Here is a 25,827-nt window from a genome sequence, read left to right as displayed (position 1 = left end):
GAAACACTGAAATCACGGAAAATTTATTTTGTCTTCTCTGCGTATTTTCCTTTTTGGCTATCATCCTGAGGGATAACTTATATGGTAGCGGAGCCGAAGACTTTTTCTCAGTAGTCGATTCAAAATCCATGATCTGTGTTCACATAACAAGGCCCAAAAGGTTAAAGGATTTCAACCTATGATGTACACAGATGCACACAGATTTTCATATCTGTGCGCATCCTTCCAATATGTGGTTAAATTATTTTTTTGTTTTTGCAAGGCTTAACTTAATGATATTGCCGCACATACCATCATTAGTAATCGTAATTTACTCTTCCTCAGTATAAGCCAACTCAATATCAATAAACTGGATAATCAACGAGCATACATTGCCTTCAATATCAAAACCATAATAAACAGGGTAGGTACCATCACCAAAGCCACTTTGAAAAAATGGAATATGATAATCTGTTCCTGGGATTTTCCAATTGATCCAATCTCCGTCTTCTCGTTGATAAATCGGGTTTTCGGCATAATTAGCAGCAAAAAGCAGTGCGAAATAATCATCGTAAAGGTTTTTGCCAAGATTTTCGTTATGAAACTTATCTTGAAAAGCGCAAAAATGTTTCAAAGTTTCTTTGTCCAAAACACAAGCCAAACCTGCATCAACATTAAATCCGAAAAACTCACCTTCATTAAAATCAACCAGGTCTTCCGTGCCAATTAGCGCTTCTTCAAAACGTATGGCATCATAAGCCGTAAATTGCACTTTAACAGCCGCATAACGGGCACAATCTTCGCCATCAGGAACTATCACGGCAGCCGTTACTGGAAATTCACCTACAGGAACCTTTATGGTGTAGGGTTCCGCATCTTTTTGGATATACACCAATGGATCACGAACCAAAATTTCTCCCGTTGGGATGGAAACACTGCCCAGTTCAAGGTGGTCGATTTCTTTACCGGCTACTCTTGTTTCTTCAAAATAATCGTTTAGGTTGTTTGGACAGGTTAATAAATTACGTTTTTCGTTCCAGGTTTTTAACCATGTTTCACTTGGTGCCATTGTGTTTATTTTAGAAAATAGATATATGTAAAAAAAAAAGCCAGAGAGATTTATGGTCTGCCTGGCTATGTATTTTGGTTGAATTACGATTAATTCAGATGAAAACTTGGTTTATCTTCTTCTAGAGAAAGAATTTTAGTGATTTTTTTAAGCAATACATCCATTTGGAAAGGTTTTGATAAAAAATCATCCTGACCATAATTTAGGGTTGTAAAATCTTTTGGATCATATAAGCCGGAAATCAACAGAATTGGAATTTTCGATGTGCTTTCTATTGATTTTAACTGTTCACATAAAACACGTCCGTCAATATGGCCAAGAGAAATATCAAGTAGAATTAAATCTGGATTAAAACTCTCGATCCTGTTAAAAACTTCTTCGCCATCATTAAGTGCCGAAACCTTAAAACCTCCGATTTCCAGTATCAATTGTATGGTTTCTAAAACCTCAATATCATCATCTACTACCAGTATTCTCTTCATATGTGTGAGCAATTTGTATGCTGTTAAAATAATAACAAAAGTTTGTGTTGTTATGTTTACAATCTTAAGAATATTTTAACAATAAATTTATAATTGCCGAAAAAATAGATTTCTAATTTAACTTGCCTGTTGTACTATACCTTCTTTATTCAGTATAAAATTGAATAGCTCTTCGATTGGTTTTTGCAGGATTTTTCCGGGCTCAATACCATTTTCAATTAATACAGAAATTAATGTTTCCTGGTAATAATATGCGATAGAACCAACAAAATGGCAGGGAACATTTTTATGTTTAGGGTAATCTTTAACATTGGTATCAACAAACTCCTGAAAGCCTGTTTTTAAAATTTCCTGAATAAACGGGTGGTCTTTATGGTTGGCCATAAAACGGCTAAAGCCTGCTAAATATATATTCGGAAAAGGTTTTTGGTATACGTTTGTGATAATCTGCTCTTTTTCTGCTGGAAAAGTTTTTTTAAACTCTGCTGCTAAATTAGGAGGCATTTTGTTGTAAAGATAACTGAGCAGTACCTTTTTTCCGAAAAAAGTACCCGAACCTTCGTCGCCCAGTACATAACCTAAACCATGGTGACCGTCGTGAATTTTCTTTCCATCGAAATAACAAATGTTCGAACCGGTACCCAAAATACAGTTTAAACCCTCGGCGTTACCGCAAGTGGCATAAACTGAACCTAAAAGATCGTGATCTACAGAAATAAAGGCATTTTCGAAAACAGCTGATAGGCCATTTGAAACCACTTCATGTTTATCTGGCGAAGAACAGCCGGCACCAAAAAAATAAATTTCCTTTACTTCTTCTGCGTATTGGAACAATGATTCATTTTTAGAAATCAGTTTGGTAATTTCTTGCTCACTTAAGAAATAAGGGTTTATTCCAGGCGTGCTAAATTTAATGGTTTCGCCATTATGATAGCCCATCCAATCGGTTTTTGATGAGCCACTATCTGCAACAAGTATCATGGGATTAAATATAAAAATTAATTGTAGAATTTCATGATTGCAATAATTTCTTTACTTCTATTAAACCTTTGCATCAAGTAAATTTGTGCTTCCAGTTGTAAACAATGACGAACAGAGAATCTATATGGTATATCTGTTTTCGCGTAGATTTTAGGATATATCTGCAAATTATTTAGTGTGCAGAAGGAATAGCTCTGCCTGCATCTTTTATATAGCGGATTACGCTTTTTATTTCGCAATCGCTTAAGGTGTCCATTTTGGAACCCTTAAATGTTCCACTTTTACTATACCAGCCTTTGTGCTTTTTTGTAAAAGCATAATCAATTAGTTTTAAGCTATCCATATTAGATATTTCTTGGAAAGTAAATATATTTTTATCCATTCTATCGCCATAAGGGACATGGCAGTTATGGCAACCCAAGTTAGAAACTATTCGATGAGCATCGTATTTATAATATTTACAGGTATCAGCTTTTTTTTTCTTAACATCCTTATTATTTTTTATCCCATTTGAACAGGCAAGAGCCAATGAGAGGAGTAGAATACCTGCAATTAGCTTTGTTATATTTGAAACCATATCAATTATTGGCTTGACATTGGGATATCTCTTCCAGTATCTTTTATGTAGCGGATTACGCTTTTTATTTGGCAATCGCTTAAGGTGTCCATTTTTGCGTCGTTATATGGACCAGTCTTACTAAACCAGCCTTTGTGGTTTTTTTCAAAAGTATAAGTTACAAGCTTTAGGCTATCCATTTTTGCTAAATCATTAAAAGTGGCCCATCCACGCTCATCTTTTTGCTCAGGTAAAATTCTTAAGTGACAGTTCCAACAACCAAGATTAGAGACAATTTGGTGAGCATCGTATGCGGAATATCTACAGTTATCAATCACTTTTTTTGTGAAAGCTACATTTTTAGTCTTTTTAGGTTTAGTTGTGCATGATAGAGTTGAAACTAGCAATAAAACAACGAAACTTAGCTTTATTATATTTAAAACCATATTCGTTATTGGCTTGACATTGGGATATCTCTGCCAAAATCTTTTATATAACGAATTACGCTTTTTATTTCGCAATTGCTTAAGGTATCCATTTTTGCCGCTTTGTACGGCCCAACCTTACTAAACCATCCTTTGTGTTTTTTGGTAAATACATAATTTATAAGTTCCAAGCTGTCTATAGCAGCTAAGCCTCGAAATGTTGGCCAGCCTCTATCATCTTTAATTTGTAGATTAGGTGATAAATGACAAAATTTACAGCTAAGATTTGACACAATTTGACCAGCATCGTATCTATAATAACGACAAGTGTCAATCGATTTTATTTGAGTTATGCTATTAATTTTTTTTGGTGAGTTCTTGCAAGCATAGAATGAAAGAACCAATAAACTACCTAAACTTAGCTTTATTGTTTTTAAAACCATAATTATTATTGAGTAGGTACAGCAATATCTCTTCCAGAATCTTTTATGTAGCGGATTACACTTTTTATTTGGCAATCATTCAAGGTATCCATAATATTTGTTTTAAATGCCCCGTTTTTACTATATGAATCTTGATGTTTTTTAGTGAATACATAATCAACAAGTTTTAAACTATCCATATTAGCTAATCCGCGGAACGTCGGCCAACCTCTATCATCTTCTATTTCTATATCGGGAGATAAATGGCAGGATTTACAACTAAGATTTGATATAATTTGATGTGCATCATAAGCTTGATATTTACAGGTATCCTTAAGCTTTTTATTAACGATGACAGCATTGGCATTATGTTCAGACTGATTATTACATGATATAATCATAGGCATTAATAAGCTACCTAAACTTAGCTTTGTTATGTTTAAAACCATATTCGTTATTGGCTTGACATTGGGATATCTCTGCCAGCATCTTTTATATAACGAATTACGCTTTTTATTTCGCAATCGCTTAAGGTGTCCATTTTGGAACCCTTAAATGTTCCACTTTTACTATACCAGCCTTTGTGTTTTTTTGTAAAAGCATAATCAACAATTTTTAAGCTATCCATTGCAGCTAAGCCTATAAATGTTATTGCCCCATATTCATCTTTTTCTTCTATTGCCATTCTTATATGACAGTTTTTACAGCCAAGATTCGAAATGATTTGACCAGCATTGTATCTATAAAATTTGCAGGTATCAGCTTTTTTTTTCTTAACATCCTCATTATTTTTTATCTCATTTGAACAGGCGTAAAGTAATGTGAGGAGCAGGCTACCTAAACTTAGCTTTATTATACTTAATTGCATAGATTGATTTATTTAAAAAAATTCTTAACCTGCTAACTGTATTTAAGTTGATATTTGAATATTCCTTTTTTGCCATATCATTGATATTACCCACAATATATTGCATCATATCTCCTTTTTCGGCGTCAGATATAACATGGCCAGAGTTATCGCTTAGATGATACATCAAACGATTTTTCTTATTGCCGTCCTCAATTTCATTTAAGTCTAGTGTATGAAAGAATTCATGTGCACCGAAATATTTATTTCTTAGCCAGCTATTATAACTAACTGCTGCTGGCCAACCTGCTCCCTGAGTAAGGCCTGCGGAACCTTGTATTTGGCCATACTGATCGGTAAATTGATGTCCAATGGTATCAACAACTGCTAATACAAAATCGTTTCCCTTTAATTGGCTTAACATATTAATTTGTATTACGTTTACCATAAAATTAAAGTTATAACGAATAGAGTAAGACCAGATTTTATTTTTATTGAATGCTTTTTGATTTTCGTTGTACTTGTGTATCGAAACCCCACTCTTATACCCACCACCTCTTAACTTATTCGAAATTACCTGTTGGGTAAAAGTCATCAGGCTATTTAAGTTTGGTGCGCCATTAGTGGTGAGATCTAAAACTTTCAGGGTAATGGTAAAATCGCCATATAAGCTGAGTTCGCCATTGCCATTATCGCTAATCCGCAGGTTTTTGGCAACTATGCCGCCGGTTAAGGGTTGGTTTTGCAGCATTGCAAAACGCATTCGAAAATAATTTATTATGCCGTTTTCCATAGTATAAACAATAATGCTCAACAGGGAATTGGGCGTAAAAATTTTTAGTTATCATTTATTGATGTAGGGCAACAATAAATGTGTTTTATAACTAAGAGTTAAATTACAAATAAAAACGGGAAAACACGAATAATAACTTTGCTAAGCTATAAAGCAAAATAGGTTGATGATTAATTTAGGAATAAGCAATTCTTGATTAAATTAATTGCCCAAATTTATATTTCCACTGATTTCTTTCAATGTAGTTTCGGCTATTTTGGCCTGGTATTGCATTTCTATAAAACGGTTTTGGGCATCAATGGCGTTGCGTTGCGCTTCTCTGAGTTCTAAAGGTGCAATGCTGCCCAATCGGTATTTTGCTAAAGTGATATCCAGGTTTTCTTTTGCAATATCTACATTTCGCTGCTCCAGTTTAATCAGGTCGAGGTAGGTGGTGTAATTTTGATAGGCGGTAAGCAATTGCGAATTAACATCAAGCTTTGTTTTATTTAATGTAAGTGTCGAATTATCAATTTCAATCTTCGCATTGCGTTCTTGTTGTCGCTGTAAAAATCCGTTAAAAAGATTTAAACTTGCAGTAACGCCATAAGTAAATCCGTTTGCTGCAAACTTTTGGTTAAAGCCTGTTGGGCTGGTACTGTTTGCCCTGCTGTAGCCAGAATTTAAACTGATAGAAGGATACCTTGCGCCGCGTACTGATTTTAAGGTTAATGAGGCAATACGCTGATTGATAAATGCATTTTGAACATTTGGATTCTGTTGCTCAGCCATTTCTGCCATTTTAGAAAACAAAATGCCTTTGTCCACATCAATTGTATTTTCTACTGAGAAGGAAGTGCTGATATCCCTCACCATTAATTGGTTTAAGCGAACTTTAGCTACTTGTAAAGCATTTTTAGTTTGCAGATAGTTTGAGGTATCTGTATTATAATCAACCTGCGCGGTCAAAACATCCAGTTTAGAACCACGGCCAAGTTGTAATTTAGTTTTTGCAATATTGGTACGCAAAACCGAAACATCCATTGCACTATCGGCCGCAATAACCAGCTGTTGTTGCCTTACAATATCATAGTAAGCGGTAATTACATCAGCTACGGTGGTTAAAATGGTTAAACGTGCATTTAATTCGCCTTGTTTTTGCAGTTCTTTTAATCGGTCATAATTGGCAAACATGCTAAAGCCATCAAAAATGGTCCAGTTTAAATCGGCACCATAACTATTGTTGGTGCTTTTTGCTCCGGTTATTACACGGTCGGCACCCGTGGCTGGAGTTTGTCGCGTATTTTGTATACTTCCACCATTGGTATAACTACCTGTTAAATTAGGCAGCATACCAGCATTTCCAATATTGGCATTGTTTTTTGCAATATCTGTCTGGTTTTTGCTGATCTTAATATCGTAATTGTTTTGTAAAGCAACTGTAATGGCTTCCTGCAGGCTTAGCTTTTCTTGTGCAAAGCCCGAAAGGGATAAGCTTAACAACAGGATAAATATTTTTAATTTCTTGCTCATCTTATTCTTCTGTATGTAAAGCTTCTTGTTCAAAACGATGGGCTTCTTTTAATTCTTTATTCGGTTTATATGGTTTTGCCCAGTAAGAGTAAATGGCAGGGATAACAAATAGGGTTAAAACCAATGAGAATAATGTACCACCTACAATTACGGTTCCCATACTCATTCTACTTTTTGCGGCAGCACCTAAAGCAAGTGCAATAGGCAAGGCACCGATTGCAATGGCCAAACTCGTCATTAAAATTGGCCGTAAACGCGAAACAGCAGCTTCGCGAATAGCTTCGGGGATAGGAATACCTTTTTCTTTTAACTGGTTGGCAAATTCGACAATCAAAATACCGTTTTTGGTTACCAAACCAATAAGCATGATGGTACCAATCTGACTAAAAATATTCCAACTTTGCCCACATAACCAGAGGGATAAAAATGCACCTGCAACGGCCATCGGTACGGTTAATATGATGATAATTGGATCTTTAAAACTTTCAAACTGTGCCGAAAGGATTAAATAAACAAGTAAAAGTGCTAAACCGAATGCAAAAAAGGTATTTGACGAACTTTCTTTAAAATCTCTCGATTCTCCACTTAAATCGGTAGAAAAGGTTTCGTCCAATACTTTTTTGGCAATCGCATCCATCGCATCTATACCTTCACCAATACTTTTACCGGGTGCTAAACCAGCAGAAACAGTAGCGGCAATAAAACGGTTGTTCCTGTACAATTGTGGCGGACTGCTTTCTTCTTTGGCCGTTACTACGTTATCGAGCTGAACGAGTTCGCCTTTATCATTACGCACATAAACAGAACTTAAATCGAGCGGATCTTTTCGATCTCCACGATCAAACTGTCCGATTACCTGATATTGTTTCCCGTTCATAAAGAAGTAAGAAAAACGTTGACCGCTTAACCCTAGATTCAAAGTTTGTGCAATGGCCGATATGGAAACCCCTAAATTTTTAGCCTTATCACGATCAATGGTTAAATTAATTTCAGGTTTGTTAAATTTAAGGTTCACATCCGACACGGTAAAAGTTGGATCTTTCGAAACAGCATCCATAAACAATGGAATTTTCTCCCTTAACTTTTCAAAATTTTGCGCCTGGATGATGTAACTGATCGGTAAGCCACCCCTACGACCAACCGAGATTGTAGGTTGCTGATTAACAATGGTTTTACCTTCAGTATACTTTTTTGTAATCCTGGTCAGCATGTCAGCAATATCCTTTTGTGATCTCACACGGTCTTCAGGATCGGTTAAACCCATTCTTACAAAACCGGAGTTTACAGATCCGGAGCCACCAAAACCGGGTGAAGTAATGGTAATGTTTACATTTTTTTCAGGAACAGAATCAATCACCAATTGGTTCAGTTTCATGATAAACTTATCCGTATACGCAAAAGATGCGCCTTCTGGTGTAGTGGCATTGATGTTTATGGCACTCCTATCATCATATGGAGCGGTTTCTTTCGGTAAAACCTTCCAGAATAAGAATATTAAACCCATACATACCAATATAATCGGAATCGATAACCATCTTTTATCTAAAAATTTATTCAGGTTTGATTCGTATGCATCATTTAATTTTACGAAATAAGGTTCTGTCCAATTGTAAAACCTTGATGGCTTGTGCCCGCCTTTTTTCATCAGGTAGGCATTTAACATTGGCGTTAAGGTAAGTGATACAAAAGCCGAAACCAACACCGCTGCACCTATTACTACGCCAAACTCCCTAAATAACCGGCCAACAAAACCCTGCAAGAAAATTACCGGCAAAAATACTGCGGCAAGTGTAATGGAGATGGATATTACGGCAAAAAAGATTTCATTCGAGCCTTTAATGGCCGCTTCAAATGGCGACATTCCTTCTTCTACTTTTTTAAAGATATTTTCGGTAACCACAATACCATCATCAACCACCAAACCTGTTGCCAGTACAATGGCGAGTAAACTCAATACGTTAATCGAAAATCCGAAAGCGTACATGATGAAGAAAGTGAAAACCAATGATACCGGAATATCAATTAATGGCCTGAATGCAATTGCCCAATCCCTAAAAAACAGGTAAATAATTAAAATTACAAGTACCAGCGATAAACCAATGGTTTCTGCAACTTCGGTAACAGAGCGTTTAATAAAAAGTGTATTGTCTAATGCAACCTTTAGTTTAATATCCTGCGGGATATCTGCTTTTAATTTATCAAAGCGGTTGTAAAATTCTTTACTAATATCAAGATAATTTGCTCCGGGCTGGGGGATAATGGCAATTGCCACCATCGGCCTGCCCGATTCGCGTAAAATGGTTTCTTCGTTTTCTGGCCCTAAAACTGCATATCCAACATCTTTTAATTTAATTACCTGGTTGCTGTCTGTTTTTAAAATCAGGTTGTTAAATTCACTTTCGTTAGTCAGTTTTCCTAAAGTTTTAACGGTTAACTCAGTAGTTGCACCAGTGATTTTTCCGGATGGAAGCTCAACATTTTCATTATCTAAAGCGGTTACAATATCCTGAGAGGTTAAACCGTAAGCACTTAATTTATTTGGGTCCATCCAAATCCGCATGGCATATTTTCGCTGACCCTGAATTTGTACGCTACTTACGCCTGGGATGGTTTGTATCCGATCGGCAATTACGTTTTCAGCAAAATCGCTTAATTCTAGCGTGTTGCGTTTGTCGCTCTGTATCGTCATTGATAAAATCGGATCAGAGTTGGCATCAGCCTTGCTTACTACCGGTAAACCATCGATATCTTTAGGTAAAGTACGCGCAGCCTGCGATACTTTATCCCGTACATCGTTCGCTGCCTCTTCAATATTTTTATCAAGATTAAACTCTATGGTAATATTACTCGTGCCCTGGTTACTGGATGATGAGATGTTTCTGATTCCATCAATTGAATTGATCGATTTTTCTAATGGCTCGGTAATCTGCGATTCGATAATATCGGAGTTTGCACCTGGGTAAGATGTTCTTACCGAAACCACCGTAGGATCAATGGATGGATACTCGCGGACACCCAAAAAGGTATAGCCAATTATTCCAAAAAGAACAATCAGTAAGTTCATCACAATGGCCAAAACCGGTCTTTTTATACTCGTGGTTGAGATACTCATAATTACTGCTTAACCAAATGAACTTTTACAGGAGCATCTTTTTTTAGTGCCATCGATCCGGTAGTTAAAACGGTATCGCCAACTTTTAATCCTGAGGTAATTACAATATCTTCATCAGTACGGGTACCGGCTTCTACCTTAACCTCCTGTGCTTTGCCATTTTTTTGAATGTAAACAATTTTACCCTTTAAAACCGGAACAACAGCTTCATTCGGGATAAGAATGGCATTTTGAAGCGTATTTAAAGCCAGTTTAATCTTGGCAAATGAGCCTGGTAACAGTGCATTATCTGCATTTGGAGCCAAGGCTCTAATTTGTAACGTTCTGGTAGCGGCATTAATTCCTGGTTCTATCGCATAAACCTTTCCCTTGTTTTCTTTGGAAGATCCATCGGTGGTGAAAGTAATTTCAGAGTTTATTTTAATCTGTCCGGCATATTTCTCAGGGACTGAAAAAGTAACTTTAACGGGGTTTGTGCTTACCAAATTCGCAATAACGGTTGCTGGAGTTAAATAGGTTCCTGCTGATATACTGCGTAAACCCACTCTGCCTGTAAAAGGTGCCCTAATGGTGGTTTTAGCCAATTGAGCCCTGATTAATTGCGATTGTGCCTGCAACGATTTTAGATCGGCCAGCGAAGTGTCGTATTCTTCCTGACTGATTGCGCCCTTGGCCAATAACTGTTTCGCCCTGTTTTCATTCGTGCCAGATAATTTTTGCTTCGTTAGCGCATCCTGTAATTGAGCCTGTATATCTCTGTCGTTTACTTTAACCAGTACGCTTCCTTTTGATACCGTTGTGCCTTCCTTAAAAAAGATCCCGGTAACCAAACCAGAAACTTCACTTTTTAATACCACAGATTCGTTTGCATCAATGGCACCCGTAACCTCAAGGTCGTTATCAAACGATGTTGCTTTTACTACAATACCATCTACCACAAGCGGAGCCGATTTTCCATCTTTACCTCCGGCCTTGCCTTTTCCTGCCCCTGCAGCTGAACCGGCGCCTTTCCCTTCGAGTTTTTTGTTTGCGTTAATCCTGTAATATACCAGATAGGCCAAGCCTATTGCTAAAACAGCATAGATAATATACCTTTTCTTCATGTTTATATTTGTGTCGTGCGTATTCCGAACATTAAAATAAGATTAATGTTATAGAATTAGAGGGTAAAAATATTCAAATAGTTTAGTCCTAAATTTGTTGTATTAAGGATGTTACAGCTTTTCCGTTTGGCTTTACAATTTTTAGTTTGGTGTTAATCCGTTGGCTGATAAAATGTAATTGCTGTTTATATCCCCGTAACTGAGTTAGAGATGAGAAAGCAAATTGATTATTTAGGATTAAGTTGGCTAAAAAATCATTAACCATCTGCCATGTACCCATCTAACAGAAACAACTATTTTACACCACATTTAGCTATTTTATTCTAAAACCTCACCAATAAATATAAATTTGCAGCAAAACAAGTGAATATGTTTAATAAAAAATCAATTTTAAGTTTAGTTTTACTACTAACGTGTATTATGGCAGCTAAGGCGCAAGTGAAAATAGGCTTCGAGGTTTCTTTTAAAGAGCCGCAAGCACATTATGCAGAAGTGCAGATGAATATATCTGGCTTGGCAAAGGATTACGTAGATGTAAAAATGCCTGTTTGGACACCCGGTTCTTATCTTGTGCGTGAGTTTGAAAAAAGTGTTGAAGAATTTAAGGCCACCGCTGGAGGAAAAACCGTTAAGGTAGAAAAAATAAGAAAAAATACCTGGAGAATTTTCTCTGCAAAAGCAGCAAATATCCAAATCAATTACCGTGTTTATGCATTCGAAATTTCTGTGCGTACACCTTTTATAGATGAATCTCATGCTTTTTTATCACCAACAGGAATTTTTATGCATCCTGACGGGATGATTAAATCGCCTAGCACCGTAAAAATAATTCCTTTTAATACCTGGAGTAAAGTTTCTACCGGGTTAACGCCTGTTGCTGGTGAGCAATTTACTTATAAGGCTACAGATTTTGATATCCTTTACGATAGCCCAATCGAAGTAGGCAATCAGGATGTTTTTGAATTTACAGCTTCTGGCGTTCGCCACGAAGTAGCCATGTATGGTGGTGGTAATTATGATAAAGAAAAACTCAAAGTAGATATGGCCAAAATTGTCGATCAGGAAACGGCAGTTTATGGCGAAAATCCAAATAAATACTATCTTTTCATTGTGCATAATTTTTTAAGAGGTGGCGGCGGTTTAGAACATTTAAACTCTACAACCTTAGGTGCAACCAGAGATGCATACAGCACTGCAGAAGGTTATAAAGGTTTTTTAAGCCTGGTAGCACATGAATACCATCACCTTTGGAACGTTAAACGTTTACGCCCGGTGGCATTGGGTCCGTTTGATTACGACAATGAGAATTATACCACCAACCTTTGGGTAGCCGAAGGTTTTACCTCATATTACGAAAATAAATACGTGCACAGAGCTGGTTTTACCGATGTAAATGAGTTTTTGAAAGATCTGGCTGGTGGTGTTGCAACCGTATTAAATACACCTGGTGCCAAATATCAATCGGCAGCTGCTTCTAGCTACGATGCCTGGATAATAGGCTACCGCCCGAATGAGAACTCTAAAAACAATTCTATTTCTTACTATAACAAAGGAGAGGTAATTGGAATTTTAATGGACCTCGAAATCATCAATGCCACAAAAGGTGCTAAAAGTTTGGATGATGTAATGAAAGCAATGTATCTGCAATGCAAAACGCTTAAACGTGGTTATACCGATGCAGAATTTAAAGCAATGGTAGAAAAAATATCCGGGATCAGCTTTACCAATTTCTGGGCTAAATATGTAAATGGCGTGGATGATGCCGAATATGTAAAATACTTCGGTTATGCTGGTGTTGATGTTTCTACCGAAAATGCAACCCCTGGTAAACCGGTTACAGGAGCTTCGGGCCAGTTAACAAATGATGGTCTGGCAATTTCCTCAACAACAAGAAATTCTGCCGCATGGATTAGCGGTTTAAATGTGAATGATGTAGTGCTTACTTTAGATGGTACCTCACTAAGCGATGCACTAGCTACCGTTAGGTTAAAAAGTCCGTTAATTTCTTTGGATGTAATTCCTTTGGTTGCCAAAAAGAATATTGGTGATGTATTAAAACTAAAGGTTAAACGCGATGGACTTGAAAAAGAAATTTCTTTAACCTTAAAAGAAAATCCTAGCGTGCGTTTAAAAGCCACTGTTAACGAAAATGCAACTCCGGCACAAAAGGCTGTGTTAAAAAAATGGACAGGGGTTTAGTCAATTTACTGTTAGAAGTTTTATGTTAATATAAAAGAGACTGTATCATAAATTAATTTCTCCTAAAGTTATGTTGAGCCTGTAGAAATCCCTAAATAGGAATTTTAAATAAGTTCATCGACAAGCTTGGGTTAACAAATCAATAATTACGATATGGTCTCTTTTTTATTTAAGATATTTATTGAACCAATATCGAATATATGATAAAGCAGTTGCTGTTTATATTATGCCTTTTAACCTTTTCCTTTGCAAAAGATAATCAGGTTTTTGCACAACAAACATCATGTAAGGGTTATTATAACAAACAATTGAAGCTTTTTGTGTATTCACAAGTTGATAAAATGCCAGAGTATCCGGGCGGTATTGCTAAATTCTATAAGTTTTTATCAAATTATTCACTAAATGGAGTAGATAACGATCGTTTACAATCAACTGTTTTTCCAACTTTTATAATAGATGCTTCGGGCCATGTAAAAAACGTTGGTATTTACGATAAAACACCCGAAAATTATACGCAATTGGATCGTAACGTGATCAAATTGTTAGAAACCTGCCCAAACTGGGAACCAGCAAAATGTGACAATAAAAATGTGGCGATGAATTTTCGAACAAGGATGACCTTGTGCTATCAATAGTTAAAATATTAATCAAAGTTAAAACCCACAAAAAAATCCCGTAAGATGAATTTCTTACGGGATTTCTTATGTAACGCTTTACGCTCCGCGCCATGCGCTATACCTAGAAAGTGTATCTAAATCCTAAACCAAAACGGCCAGCATTAAAGTCGCTATCATTGTCGCCAAGGTAAAGTCTTGGTCTCCAGTCTAAAGCCAATGCCAAAGGTGCACCGCTAAATTTGTAATCTAAACCAACCATTGGAACCAAATAAAAGCTAGAACCGCCATCATACAATTGAACAGATGGACCACCACCTAAATACCAGTCTAAACCTTTAGCTCCAGGGATTGAAGAATTGTATTGTAAAAAACCCTGAATAATAGTAGAGTTTCCACCAAATAAGACCTCGCCTTGAATAGCAGCTTTACGACTAAAATGATGTCTTACCGAAGGACCAACCAATGTAGCACCATCTCCAAAATCAATACCTAAACCAAGTCCGGTTTTGTAGTTTTGAGCTTTAACGGTTGTTGTAGTAAGGGCAAACAATGCAATGCATCCTAAAATTGTAAATAACTTTTTCATATTTTATATGTTTTGTAAATAATTATCAGCCTAACAACTTTAATGCCGTTTATGTTTTTTAGGTCAAAATCTAAAATCAGAAAAACAATGCTTGCATAGTAATTTTGTAATTGCTAAGTTTATTTAATTTTATTTTATGAAGCTTAATGCTTGCGTTTTTATACATCACGAGGTATTATTTTCATAAAAGAAGCATATAGATATCAATCTTTATGTTTGATTTTTTAACTTAACCAAATATTATACTATTCATATGGCGGCAGAAATTAAACGGGTTTTTGATCTTTTGAAATATAGCCTCGAAAATCCTAAGCAAGAGTTCATCAGCGGAAAAGTTAATGGGAAATGGATAAATTATAGTACAGCCGATTTTTGTAATGCTGTTGATAACCTTAGTCGTGGGTTAATTAAACAAGGCATAAGCAAAGGCGGTAGGGTAGCGGTAATGTCGCACAACAGGCCCGAATGGAACATTGCCGATTTTGCTGCAAACCAGATTGGTGCCTATCAGATTCCGCTTTATCCAACACTTGCCGAACACGATATCGAATTTATATTAAAAGATGCGGAGATTTCGATCATTTTCGTTGCAGATGAAGAATTGTATAAAAAGATTAAACCCTGCGCTGAGGCAATAAACCCAGGCATCAAAATATATAGTTTTAATGAAATTAAAGAGGCTGAAAACTGGAATGTACTGATAGATGCAGGCAAGGCAAGTTTAGATATCAATTTAGATGAATACCGCAATAATGTAGCCCCAGAAGATATTTTAACGCTAATTTATACTTCCGGTACCACCGGCACGCCAAAAGGGGTAATGTTAACACACAATAACCTGGTGGCAAATTTTATAAACTCTGCTGTGGTAATGCCCGAAGGTGTTAAAAAAGGATTGAGTTTTTTGCCCCTTTCGCACATTTTCGAAAGGATGATTATTTATCTGTACCTTTTTAACTATACCGGAATTTATTATGCCGAAAGTATGGATACCATTGTGGCCGATATACAGCACGTTAAACCAAATGCATTTTCTACCGTTCCGCGTTTGCTTGAAAAAGTTTACGATAAGATTATGGAGAAAGGCAAGGCACTAACAGGAATTAAAAAAGGAATATTCTTCTGGTCTGTAGCTTTAGCCGAAAAATACACCATTGATGCCGGAGCCTGGTATAATTTTAAATTAAGCATTGCCCGCAAACTTGTTTTTAAAAAATGGCAGGAAGCGCTGGGTGGCGAAATTGTAGTCATTGTATCAGGAGGAGCAGCACTAAATCCGCGTTTGGCCAGAATTTTCTGGGCAGCAGGCATGCCGGTTTTCGAAGGTTATGGATTAACAGAAACCTCACCCGTAATTACCGTTAACCATTTTGGCGGTACCATGTTCGGATCAGTAGGAGAGGTAATTAAAGGTGTAGAAGTTAAAATTGCACAAGATGGTGAGGTTTTAACCCGTGGGCACCAGGTAATGAAAGGTTATTATAACCGGCCCGATTTAACAAATGAAGCTGTAGATAACGAAGGTTGGTTCCATACCGGAGATATTGGCGAACTGGTTGAAGGCCGCTATTTAAGAATTACCGACCGTAAGAAAGAAATGTTTAAAACAGCCGGTGGCAAATATGTAGCACCGCAAATGCTGGAGAATAAATATAAAGAATCAATTTTTATCGAACAGATTATGGTATTGGGCGAAAACAGGAAATTTCCTTCTGCACTGATTGTTCCCAACTTCGAAACCCTAAAAACCTGGGCAGGTAAAAAAGGTATTGCCTTTACCACTAACGAAGAAATTATTAAAAATGAACAAGTGCTTACCAAATACAATGAAGTAATAGAAGCTGCGAATGTTGGTTTTGGTAAATGGGAACAAGTTAAAAGATTTGCACTTTTACCAAAAGAGTGGAGTATTGATGGTGGTGAACTAACCCCGAAGTTAAGTTTAAAAAGAAAAGTAATTACCGAGAAAAATAATGCGGTAATAGAAAAAATATATAAAGATGCAGAAAACTACAAAGCCCCTCAATAAACTTAAAAAATCTTTAATCTACCTAAGCAGTGTGGTGCTGTTGGCTGGTTGTGCTACCGGGCAATTGGGTAAAAACAATAGTGGCGAATACAAAAATGGTATGGTGGTTTCTGCCCATCCCGAAGCTTCACAGGTAGGTATCGATATTTTAAAAAAAGGAGGCAATGCGGTTGATGCTGCGGTGGCAGTGCAATTTGCGCTTGCCGTAGTGTATCCCAATGCCGGTAATATTGGGGGTGGTGGTTTTATGGTATACCGTGGGGCCAATGGAGAAATTAATGCATTGGATTTTCGTGAAAAGGCTGCTGCTTCGGCCAATAGAGATATGTATCTTGATGCTGCAGGTAACCCTATTGTAGATAAAAGCCTCTACGGCCATTTAGCAGCCGGTGTTCCGGGTTCAGTTGATGGAATGGTAGAAGCGCACAAAAAGTATGGTAAATTATCATGGGTACAAGTGTTGCAGCCTGCTATAGATTTGGCACAAAATGGCTTCAAAATCACCAAAAGGCAAGCAGAAGAACTGAATAGCCTGCACCGGAAATTTATGGAATTTAATCCTAATGGTACTGCTTTTGTTAATTTAGAAAGTACCTGGCAGGAAAATGGAATAATGGTGCAAACAGAATTGGCCAATACCTTAAAACTGATTCAGGAAAAAGGACGTGCGGGTTTTTATGAGGGAGCTGTTGCCGATTCAGTTGTGGCAGAAATGCAGCGTGGTAAAGGGCTTATCACCAAAACCGATTTAAAAAACTACCATTCTGCCTGGCGCAAACCCATTACCGGAAATTATAGGGGCTATAAAATTATTACCATGCCGCCAACATCTAGCGGCGGTATTGCGCTAATTCAATTGCTGCAATCTGTAGAGTCTTTTCCACTAAAAAGATGGGGGCACAATGCTGATTCTACCGTACAGGTAATTGTAGAGGCCGAAAGAAGGGTATATGCCGATCGGGCCACACACCTGGGCGATCCGGATTTTTATGCCGTTCCACAACAGCAAATGTTAAGCGCCGAATACAATAAAAGTCGCATGGCAAATTTTAACTGGGCAGCAGCAACACCAAGCAGCGCAGTACTGGCTGGCGAAATAAAAGGGGCAGAACACGAAGAAACCACACATTTTTCTATTGTAGATCATGATGGAAATGCGGTTTCAATTACCACAACCTTAAACGGCTCTTATGGATCGTTGGTTGCGGTAAAAGGTGCAGGATTTCTACTTAATAACGAAATGGACGATTTTTCCGTTAAACCAGGCGCACCAAATATGTATGGTTTAGTTGGCGGAGAAGCCAATGCCATTGCCCCAAATAAAAGAATGTTAAGCTCAATGACTCCCAGTATTGTAGAAAAAGACGGACATTTATTTATGGTTGTGGGTACACCCGGAGGATCGACCATTATTACCTCTGTATTTCAAACAATTATTAATGTAATAGATTTCGATATGTCTATGCAAGCGGCAGTTGCTGCTAAAAAATTCCATCACCAATGGCTGCCTGATGAAGTATATTTAGAACCAGATGCATTGGATAGTTTAAGTGTACAGAAATTGAGGGCCAAAGGTTATAAACTTGAGGTAAGAGGCCCTATTGGGAGGGTAGACGCAATTTTGAAAAACAAATGGGGCAATTATCAGGGGGGGGCCGATCCACGTGGCGACGATAAAGCAATAGGCTATTAGTGTTGAAAAGTTGATAAGTATTTTTACAAGTGTGTATTTTTGGTATGGCTATTGTAAAGGATGGGCAACGCTTATTCAACGTTATAATAGAAAAATATGAAATTACAACTATTCAAAACGCTACCAGTTGCACTCGCTGGTTTATTAATCGGATCGGTTGCTTCAGCTCAGGAGAGCCCTGCAACTTCAACAGCAACGTTCAGAACATGGTCGATTGGTGTTAATGCAGGAGTTTTAACTCCACTTTCTCCGCTAGGAGGTAAAAATGATTTTAGTAACAACAAATCGAGCTTAGGTTACGGCCTTTACATTAAAAAACAATTTACACCTTACTTCTCACTACGTTTAGATGGAGTACGTGGAAAATTAAAAGGTGATAATACCGAACCTTATGAAAGTGGATTGGTTAACAATTCACCTGTAAAGGCTTTCGATACAGAATTATCGTATTCAGGAAGTTTAAATGCAGTAGTAAACATGTTCAATATCGATATGTTTAAAAAAGAGAACGCTTTACAGTTATATGCTTCTGCAGGTGCTGGTATTGCTGCTTACAAACCAACAATTACAACTGCCGCCGGAACTTCGGAGTTTGGTGGTGGTGATAACATCCACGAATTAATTATTCCGGTAGGTTTAGGTGCTAAATTTAAAATTTCAGACGCTGTTAATTTTGATTTAGGTTGGACAATCAACTTCCTTGATGGTGATAACTTAGATGGTTATTACAAAAACGGAAGTGATAAATACAACTATGCATATGCAGGTTTAGAATTTGCTTTGGGTAGCGGAAAACAATTGGCTTTCCACAATCCGGTTGCTTTAACTTATGATGAAGCTTTAAAAGCAAAACAAACTGCAGATGGTTTAAAATCTGATTTAGATGCTCAAAAAGCTGAAAATGCAAAATTACGTTCAGAAATGAATGATATCCTGAAAGATACTGATGGTGATGGTGTTGCAGATAAATTAGATAAATGTCCTGATACTCCTGCAGGTACTGTAGTAGACGGTTCTGGTTGTCCATTAAAAACTCCAGAAAAAGTTGTTGAAAAAGTAATCGTAACAGAAGAAGATCGTAAAGTAGTTAGGGAAGCGATTAAAAACTTAGAATTCGATTTAGGTAAAGCAACAATCCGTTCTAAATCTTATGCTTCTTTAAATAGAGTTGCTGCATTATTGGTTCAGAAAAACTTCAGCTTAAAATTAGCTGGTCATACTGATAATACAGGTTCTAAAGAATTAAACTTGCGTTTATCGAAAGATAGAGCAGAATCTGTAAAAGCTTATTTAGTTTCTCAAGGTGCAAATGCATCACGTATTGAGGCTACAGGTTACGGAATGGGTCAGCCAATTGCTACCAATAAAACAGCAGCTGGTCGTCAACAAAACCGTCGTGTAGAGTTTACACTTTACTAGTCTGTTTTTTAATAACACAATAAAAAGTCCCGATGCAAATCGGGACTTTTTTTGTTTAAAAGGTTTTAAGCAACATGGTCGTCATTGCTGGCGGGCTTTTTAGCTGAAGCAACCTTACTATTATAGTTAAAGCGATCGTTTTAAGATGGCTTATTGTTCCTCTTCAGTAATGGCAACTATTCTATTAAATGCTCACCAATTTTTTATTTAAGCGAAACAATAACTTTTTTAATCTCGCTCAAATCATTCATTTCAAAATTCAGCGATTGCGGATAAAATCGCTGATAAATAATTTTATCATCCTTACTATCGTAAATACTAATTATTTTATCGTTGGATCGTTGTGTATAAACCAGGTATTTAACACTATTTTCTTTGTTCAGAATTAAGCTATCAAGCACTTTATACGATACAAATTTAAGCTTGTAGTTGTAAGGCTCTGCAATGGTGCCTGATGGAGGCAAAAGCGTTAATCTCGACGAAAATACCTGCTTAATGTATTCAGGTACATAAAGTGTTTCTTTTGCCAGCGCAGGTAAGCGTACCTTATTGTAAAATTGGTAATCAATGCTGCTGTTTTCGTTGGCCAGCAATCCATCGTTAATCTGCTTTAAATATCCGGTTAAAAAGCCCGGCGACCAGTTTAAAAAGCTTGATTTATTATATAGGTTAGATAAAAGATTGCTTTTTATACTTCTTTTTGAGCCAAATTGCTGGTCTTGCGTTTCAATCAGCAAATTCGTATTCTGATCCGCAAAAAGCGTAACCGTAGCAAGGATGCTTTCTTCTTTAATTTTAGGTTTTTTAGATGGCGTGATTAATTTTAATGCATAAACTACATTTACCTTGGTTGTAGTATCCAGCTTCTCATTGTAACCGTCAAAGTAGAAAAATGAATAATTAGCAAGCGTATCATAGCGGGCAAGCTCTTCAGGTTTGATGATTTTATAAGGGGTAATTGTCCAGTTTTTTTTAATCGCCTGATCAAATTTCTCCAATTCGGCATAATCGGTATACTGAAGCGTAAATAAGGTAGTTGTTTTTTTAAATGTCTCTAATTTCTGGCTGTTTAAAAGTGCGCCTCCAAAATACGATACCTGGCTGTGGCAAACCGTGGTCCATAAAATAAAGATACTTAGGCAGGTTATTAATCTAACTTTTAGCATAGTAAAACGTTTTCAATTGTGCACGTCTATTATAGAAAAATTTTAACAATTATTTTAAATTTTCTACTTGCATTAACAAAATACATTCGTTAGCTTTGTTATGCAAGCATAATAAATTAGCAAAATGAAACAACAACAAACCATAGATTACCACGTTAAGTTTGCCTGGCAAAATATGTTTAATAAGTACAACCAAATGGCTTCCAGTTTTGGCATTACGCAGGCTATTGGTTACATGCTTATTAATATAGATGATGCTGAAGGAACAGCAGTTTCAAATTTAGCGGGCTTGCTTGGGGTAAAGGCTACCAGCCTATCGCGGATGTTGAATAACATGGAAGAAGCTAATCTTATTTATCGCGAAACTTCTGCCGGAGATAAACGCTCGGTGAAGGTTTTTCTTACAGATTTCGGTAAGGAGAAAAAGCAATTGGCCAAAGGTGTAGTTCGGAAATTTAATGAATATCTGGATGAGCATTTCTCTAAAAAAGAGAAAGAAACCTTTATAAATCTATTGATAAAACTAAATGATATCACAGTAGCCTATACTGTTGATTAACAAATATAATAATCAAACCTGTTTGATAGGTTATTACATAAAAATAGTTCTGTCAAACTACTGAAAAGCAAATAATAATGAAACGAAGCATTAATAAAGTTGCCGTTTTAGGTTCGGGTATTATGGGTTCGCGTATTGCATGCCACTTCGCCAATATTGGGGTTGAGGTTTTGCTGTTGGATATTGCCCCAAAAGATTTGAGCCCCGAAGAGCAGGCAAAAGGATTAACACTGGATAACCCAGCGGTAAAAAACCGGATTGTAAACACAGCATTGCAAACAGCTGTAAAAACAAACCCTTCGCCGGTTTATAGCAAAAAAGCATTAAATAAAATCAAAACAGGAAATTTTGATGATGATATTTCTAAAATTTCCGGTTACGATTGGGTAATAGAAGTGGTGGTTGAAAATCTGGATATCAAGAAAAAAGTTTTCGAACAGGTAGAGCAATTCCGCAAACCAGGTACATTAATTACTTCGAATACTTCAGGTATTCCAATCCACTTAATGGCTGAAGGAAGAAGCGATGATTTTAAATCACATTTCTGTGGAACCCATTTTTTTAATCCGCCCCGCTATTTAAAATTACTGGAGGTTATTCCAACACCACATACACAGCCAGAAATTGTTGATTTCCTGATGCAATATGGTGATAAGTTTTTAGGTAAAACAACTGTTTTATGTAAAGATACACCAGCGTTTATTGCCAACCGTGTAGGCGTTTATTCAATTATGGCACTTTTGCATTTGGTTGATAAACTTGATTTAACGGTAGAAGAAGTAGATAAGTTTACTGGCCCGGCCTTAGGCAGACCGAAGTCGGCTACTTTCCGTACTTCAGATGTGGTTGGTTTGGATACCATGATTAAAGTGGCCAAAGGTCTTTATGATAATTGCCCGGATGATAAAGCACACGATTTGTTTAAACTTCCTGCTTATGTGCAGAAAATGGAAGAAAATAAATGGCTGGGCGATAAAACCAAACAGGGTTTTTATAAAAAGACTAAAACTGCTGATGGTAAAACCGAAATCCTTGCATTGGATTTAAAAACTTTAGAATACAAACCTCAGCAAAAGGTAAAATCGGCCACGTTAGAAATGACCAAGCCGGTTGAAAACCTTCGCGAACGCATGAAAACTTTTGCCAAAGGGAAAGATAAAGCGGGCGAATTGTTCCGTCATTCTTCTTTTGGTTTATTTGAATATGTTTCAGATCGAATTCCAGAAATTTCAGACGAGTTATACCGCATTGATGATGCCATGCGTGCAGGTTTTGGCTGGGAGCTTGGTCCTTTCGAACTGTGGGATGCCGTAGGTTTAAAAGAAGCCATCGAAGGAATGGAGCAATATGGCAATAAAGCCGCGGCCTGGGTGCACGAAATGCTCGATGCCGGAAATACTTCATTTTATAAAGTAGAAAACGGCGTTAAAAAATATTATGATATTCCTTCCAAAAGTTATAAAGCTTTACCAGGAACCGACGAATTTATCATTTTAGATAACCTCCGCGAAAATAAAACCCTTTGGAAAAACTCAGGTGTTTCGATTATCGATTTGGGCGATGGCATTCTGAATGTAGAATTCCACACCAAAATGAATACCATTGGCGGTGATGTAATTTCAGGTATCAACAAAGCAATTGATATGGCCGAAAAAGATTACCGCGGTTTGGTAATCGGTAATGATGGAGCAAATTTCTCTGCCGGTGCAAACGTAGGGATGATTTTTATGATGGCCGTAGAGCAGGAGTGGGATGAATTGAATATGGCAATCCGTATGTTTCAGAATACTTCCATGCGCATCCGTTATTCCTCTATTCCGGTTGTAGTAGCACCACATAATTTAACTTTAGGGGGTGGTTGCGAGTTTAGCTTACATGCCGATCATGTTCAGCTTTCTGCCGAAACTTATATGGGTTTGGTTGAATTTGGTGTGGGCGTTATACCTGGTGGTGGCGGTACCAAAGAGTTTGCGCTACGTGCCTCTGATGAATATAAGGATGATCAGATTGTGCAAAATGCCCTGAAAGATCGTTTCCTTACGATAGGGATGGCTAAAGTTTCTACATCAGGTTATGAAGCCTACGAACTGGGTTACCTTCAGAAAGATAAATTCTCAATTTCAATGAACCGTAACCGTTTATTGGCTGATGCAAAGGCAAAAGCAATAGAGCTGGCTGATGCAGGATATACTAAACCCGTTCAGCGTAACGATATTAAAGTTTTGGGTAAGCAGGGCTTAGGAATTGTATATGCAGGAGCAAATAGTATGTATGCAGGGCATTTTATCTCTGAGCACGATAAAAAAATTTCCGAAAAATTGGGTTATGTAATGTGTGGTGGCGATTTATCATCTCCAACAGAAGTAACCGAACAATATTTATTGGATCTCGAAAGAGAAGCATTTTTATCACTCGCAGGAGAGCGCAAATCGTTAGAGCGGATTCAGAGCATCATTACAAAAGGGAAACCTTTGAGGAATTAGATGTGAGATAGGAGATATTAGATTTGAGACAGGCCGCTTCGGTTATAGCATAAGCTTTAAAATAAAAGAAATGAATAATTTAAAAGAGTTAAAAATTTGGAATAAGGCTATCGATTTAGCTGTTGATGTTTACAAGGCAACATCAACATTTCCAACTGATGAACGCTTTGGTTTGATTAGTCAGTCAAGAAGGGCAGCAGTCTCAATTCCATCTAACATTGCCGAAGGTGCCGGGAGAAATTCAGTTAAAGAGTTTAACAACTTTTTAGGTATAGCCAACGGCTCTTCTTACGAGTTACAAACACAATTGGTGATCGCTAACAAGCTATCTATTCTCGAATCTGAGATTTTAGATCCTTTACTGTCTAAGATCGATGAATTACAAAAAATGACTTATGGTTTCCAGCAAATGCTGGAAAAGAAAATTAATATGAAAAAAATGTGAGAAACTAGATGTGAGATTGGAAACAGATTACCTTTTCACGTCTCACATCTAATGTCTCAAATCTAAAATAATAATCGATTTGAGTTATTGGTTTGAATAAGTCTCAAATCTAATATCTCAAGTCTCAAATCTTAAACAATGGAAGCATATATTATAGCCGGATATCGTACAGCAGTGGGCAAAGCGCCCCGTGGCGTATTCCGTTTTACAAGAGCTGATGATTTAGCCGCAGAAGTAATCAGGGCTTTAGTGGCATCGGTTCCGAATTTAGATAATGAACAGATTGATGATGTAATTGTAGGTAATGCTACACCAGAGGCAGAACAAGGCTTAAATATTGGCCGTATGATTTCGCTGATGGGCTTGGATACCGATAAGGTGCCTGGGGTTACTGTAAACCGTTATTGTGCATCAGGTTTAGATACCATTGCAACAGCGGTTGCCAAAATTAAAGCCGGCATGGCCGATTGTATTATTGCCGGTGGAGTAGAGGTAATGAGCGGAATGCCTTTTGGTGGATGGAAATTAGTGCCAAATGCAGAAGTTGCTAAAAATAATCCCGACTGGTATTGGGGAATGGGTTTAACGGCCGAAGCTGTGGCCAAAGAATATAATGTGAGTCGCGAAGATCAAGATGCCTTTTCATTGAAATCACACGAGAAAGCCATTCATGCCATAAAAAACGGTCATTTAAAAGATGGTATTTTACCCATTACAGTTAATGAAAATTACTTGGATGATAATCTTAAAAAGAAAACACGTTCATATGTTGTTGATACCGATGAAGGTCCGCGTACAGATACAACTTTGGACAAACTTGCCAAACTGAAACCTGTATTCGATGCAGTAGGAAGCGTTACGGCAGGTAATTCTTCGCAAACATCCGATGGTGCAGCCTTTGTATTGGTGGTTTCAGAAAAGAAAATGAAAGAGCTTAATGCCGAGCCAATTGCCAGGTTAGTGAGTTATGGCATTGCAGGCGTTCCGCCGAGGATTATGGGTATCGGACCGATTGAGGCCATTCCAAAAGCATTAAAACAAGCTGGTTTAAGAAAAGAAGATATCGATTTAATTGAATTAAATGAAGCTTTTGCGTCGCAGTCATTGGCGGTGATCAGAACATTGGATTTAAACCCTGATGTGATAAACGTAAACGGAGGCGCTATTGCATTAGGGCACCCGTTAGGTTGCACAGGAGCAAAACTTACCGTTCAGATTATGAATGAGCTAAAAAGGCAGAACAAGAAATATGGAATGGTAACCATGTGCGTAGGAACGGGGCAGGGAGCTGCGGGGATTTTTGAACTTTTATAGACAGATCGTCATAGCGAGGTACGAAGCAATCACAAC

23 protein-coding genes are annotated in these 25,827 nt (G+C 37.3%); 9 read left to right on the top strand and 14 right to left on the bottom strand.

The genetic code is table 11. The features are described 5' to 3' along the window. Positions 1–310: 310 nt before the first annotated feature. From ACZZZW_RS24390 to ACZZZW_RS24335, 12 genes are all read right to left on the bottom strand, one after another. Positions 311–1,048 (bottom strand): DUF4241 domain-containing protein, encoded by a 738-nt coding sequence (locus ACZZZW_RS24390; protein WP_055903246.1) that lies wholly within the window; start codon positions 1,046–1,048, stop codon positions 311–313. Between the two features lie 89 nt (positions 1,049–1,137). After that, positions 1,138–1,530 carry a response regulator gene (locus tag ACZZZW_RS24385; RefSeq protein ID WP_055903245.1) on the bottom strand — a complete coding sequence of 131 codons (393 nt, stop codon included), beginning with the start codon at positions 1,528–1,530 and terminating at the stop codon, positions 1,138–1,140. A 117-nt stretch (positions 1,531–1,647) separates the two neighbouring features. Continuing rightward, positions 1,648–2,511 (bottom strand): hypothetical protein, encoded by an 864-nt coding sequence (locus ACZZZW_RS24380; protein WP_055903244.1) that lies wholly within the window; start codon positions 2,509–2,511, stop codon positions 1,648–1,650. A gap of 172 nt (positions 2,512–2,683) precedes the next feature. Next, entirely contained in the window at positions 2,684–3,088 is a 405-nt protein-coding gene (locus ACZZZW_RS24375; protein WP_157255314.1) for a hypothetical protein, read from the bottom strand. A 5-nt stretch (positions 3,089–3,093) separates the two neighbouring features. Then, on the bottom strand, positions 3,094–3,513 hold the full coding sequence (locus ACZZZW_RS24370) for a hypothetical protein (RefSeq protein ID WP_055903243.1): 420 nt from the start codon (positions 3,511–3,513) through the stop codon (positions 3,094–3,096). Between the two features lie 5 nt (positions 3,514–3,518). Next, positions 3,519–3,935 carry a hypothetical protein gene (locus ACZZZW_RS24365; RefSeq protein ID WP_055903242.1) on the bottom strand — a complete coding sequence of 139 codons (417 nt, stop codon included), beginning with the start codon at positions 3,933–3,935 and terminating at the stop codon, positions 3,519–3,521. 5 nt (positions 3,936–3,940) lie between these two features. Next, positions 3,941–4,363 (bottom strand): hypothetical protein, encoded by a 423-nt coding sequence (locus ACZZZW_RS24360; protein ID WP_157255313.1) that lies wholly within the window; start codon positions 4,361–4,363, stop codon positions 3,941–3,943. 5 nt (positions 4,364–4,368) lie between these two features. Then, positions 4,369–4,782: a hypothetical protein gene (locus ACZZZW_RS24355; protein WP_055903240.1), complete on the bottom strand. Its 414-nt coding sequence runs from the start codon at positions 4,780–4,782 to the stop codon at positions 4,369–4,371. Next, complete coding sequence (locus ACZZZW_RS24350; protein WP_463497350.1) at positions 4,748–5,524, bottom strand: hypothetical protein; 777 nt, start codon at positions 5,522–5,524, stop codon at positions 4,748–4,750. The genes ACZZZW_RS24355 and ACZZZW_RS24350 overlap by 35 nt, the downstream gene beginning before the upstream one ends. A gap of 231 nt (positions 5,525–5,755) precedes the next feature. Next, positions 5,756–7,066 carry a TolC family protein gene (locus ACZZZW_RS24345; protein WP_463497348.1) on the bottom strand — a complete coding sequence of 437 codons (1,311 nt, stop codon included), beginning with the start codon at positions 7,064–7,066 and terminating at the stop codon, positions 5,756–5,758. A gap of 1 nt (position 7,067) precedes the next feature. Then, positions 7,068–10,178 (bottom strand): efflux RND transporter permease subunit, encoded by a 3,111-nt coding sequence (locus ACZZZW_RS24340; protein WP_055903237.1) that lies wholly within the window; start codon positions 10,176–10,178, stop codon positions 7,068–7,070. Positions 10,179–10,180: 2 nt separating this feature from the next. Beyond that, positions 10,181–11,281 (bottom strand): efflux RND transporter periplasmic adaptor subunit, encoded by a 1,101-nt coding sequence (locus ACZZZW_RS24335; RefSeq protein ID WP_055903236.1) that lies wholly within the window; start codon positions 11,279–11,281, stop codon positions 10,181–10,183. 369 nt (positions 11,282–11,650) lie between these two features. Here ACZZZW_RS24335 and ACZZZW_RS24330 point away from each other — a divergent pair, with 369 nt between their 5' ends. Further along, positions 11,651–13,480, top strand: a complete 1,830-nt coding sequence (locus ACZZZW_RS24330) for a M61 family metallopeptidase (protein WP_463497344.1) — start codon at positions 11,651–11,653, stop codon at positions 13,478–13,480. A gap of 200 nt (positions 13,481–13,680) precedes the next feature. Further along, a complete protein-coding gene (locus ACZZZW_RS24325) occupies positions 13,681–14,115 on the top strand; it encodes an energy transducer TonB (protein ID WP_055903233.1) in 435 nt (144 codons plus the stop codon). Positions 14,116–14,218: 103 nt separating this feature from the next. Here ACZZZW_RS24325 and ACZZZW_RS24320 read toward each other — a convergent pair whose 3' ends face one another. Next, positions 14,219–14,683, bottom strand: a complete 465-nt coding sequence (locus ACZZZW_RS24320; protein WP_055903231.1) for a hypothetical protein — start codon at positions 14,681–14,683, stop codon at positions 14,219–14,221. Positions 14,684–14,936: 253 nt separating this feature from the next. Here ACZZZW_RS24320 and ACZZZW_RS24315 point away from each other — a divergent pair, with 253 nt between their 5' ends. From ACZZZW_RS24315 to ACZZZW_RS24305, 3 genes are all read left to right on the top strand, one after another. Then, a complete protein-coding gene (locus ACZZZW_RS24315; protein WP_463497340.1) occupies positions 14,937–16,712 on the top strand; it encodes an AMP-dependent synthetase/ligase in 1,776 nt (591 codons plus the stop codon). After that, positions 16,684–18,405: a gamma-glutamyltransferase gene (gene ggt / locus ACZZZW_RS24310; protein WP_463497337.1), complete on the top strand. Its 1,722-nt coding sequence runs from the start codon at positions 16,684–16,686 to the stop codon at positions 18,403–18,405. Before ACZZZW_RS24315 ends, ggt begins: the two co-directional genes overlap by 29 nt. Before the next feature lie 96 nt (positions 18,406–18,501). Continuing rightward, entirely contained in the window at positions 18,502–19,824 is a 1,323-nt protein-coding gene (locus tag ACZZZW_RS24305; RefSeq protein WP_055903225.1) for an OmpA family protein, read from the top strand. A gap of 203 nt (positions 19,825–20,027) precedes the next feature. Here the strand turns inward: ACZZZW_RS24305 and ACZZZW_RS24300 are convergent, their stop codons facing one another. Next, positions 20,028–20,990, bottom strand: coding sequence for a hypothetical protein (locus tag ACZZZW_RS24300; RefSeq protein ID WP_055903223.1), 963 nt, complete (start codon positions 20,988–20,990; stop codon positions 20,028–20,030). A gap of 124 nt (positions 20,991–21,114) precedes the next feature. On the opposite strand from ACZZZW_RS24300, the gene ACZZZW_RS24295 reads away from it, so the two are divergent. The 4 genes from ACZZZW_RS24295 (at position 21,115) to ACZZZW_RS24280 (ending at position 25,791) form a co-directional block, all read left to right on the top strand. Beyond that, entirely contained in the window at positions 21,115–21,549 is a 435-nt protein-coding gene (locus ACZZZW_RS24295; protein ID WP_055903221.1) for a MarR family winged helix-turn-helix transcriptional regulator, read from the top strand. A 77-nt stretch (positions 21,550–21,626) separates the two neighbouring features. Beyond that, on the top strand, positions 21,627–24,032 hold the full coding sequence (locus ACZZZW_RS24290; protein WP_463497334.1) for a 3-hydroxyacyl-CoA dehydrogenase NAD-binding domain-containing protein: 2,406 nt from the start codon (positions 21,627–21,629) through the stop codon (positions 24,030–24,032). A 70-nt stretch (positions 24,033–24,102) separates the two neighbouring features. Next, complete coding sequence (locus ACZZZW_RS24285) at positions 24,103–24,477, top strand: four helix bundle protein (protein WP_055903217.1); 375 nt, start codon at positions 24,103–24,105, stop codon at positions 24,475–24,477. Positions 24,478–24,615: 138 nt separating this feature from the next. Beyond that, entirely contained in the window at positions 24,616–25,791 is a 1,176-nt protein-coding gene (locus tag ACZZZW_RS24280; protein ID WP_055903215.1) for an acetyl-CoA C-acyltransferase, read from the top strand. The last annotated feature ends 36 nt before the right edge of the window (positions 25,792–25,827 follow it).

The sequence above is a fragment of the Pedobacter sp. AC379 genome (assembly GCF_979258145.1).
The sequence above is the reverse complement of the archived record's forward strand: the minus strand, read 5'-3'. Positions and strand labels throughout refer to the sequence as shown.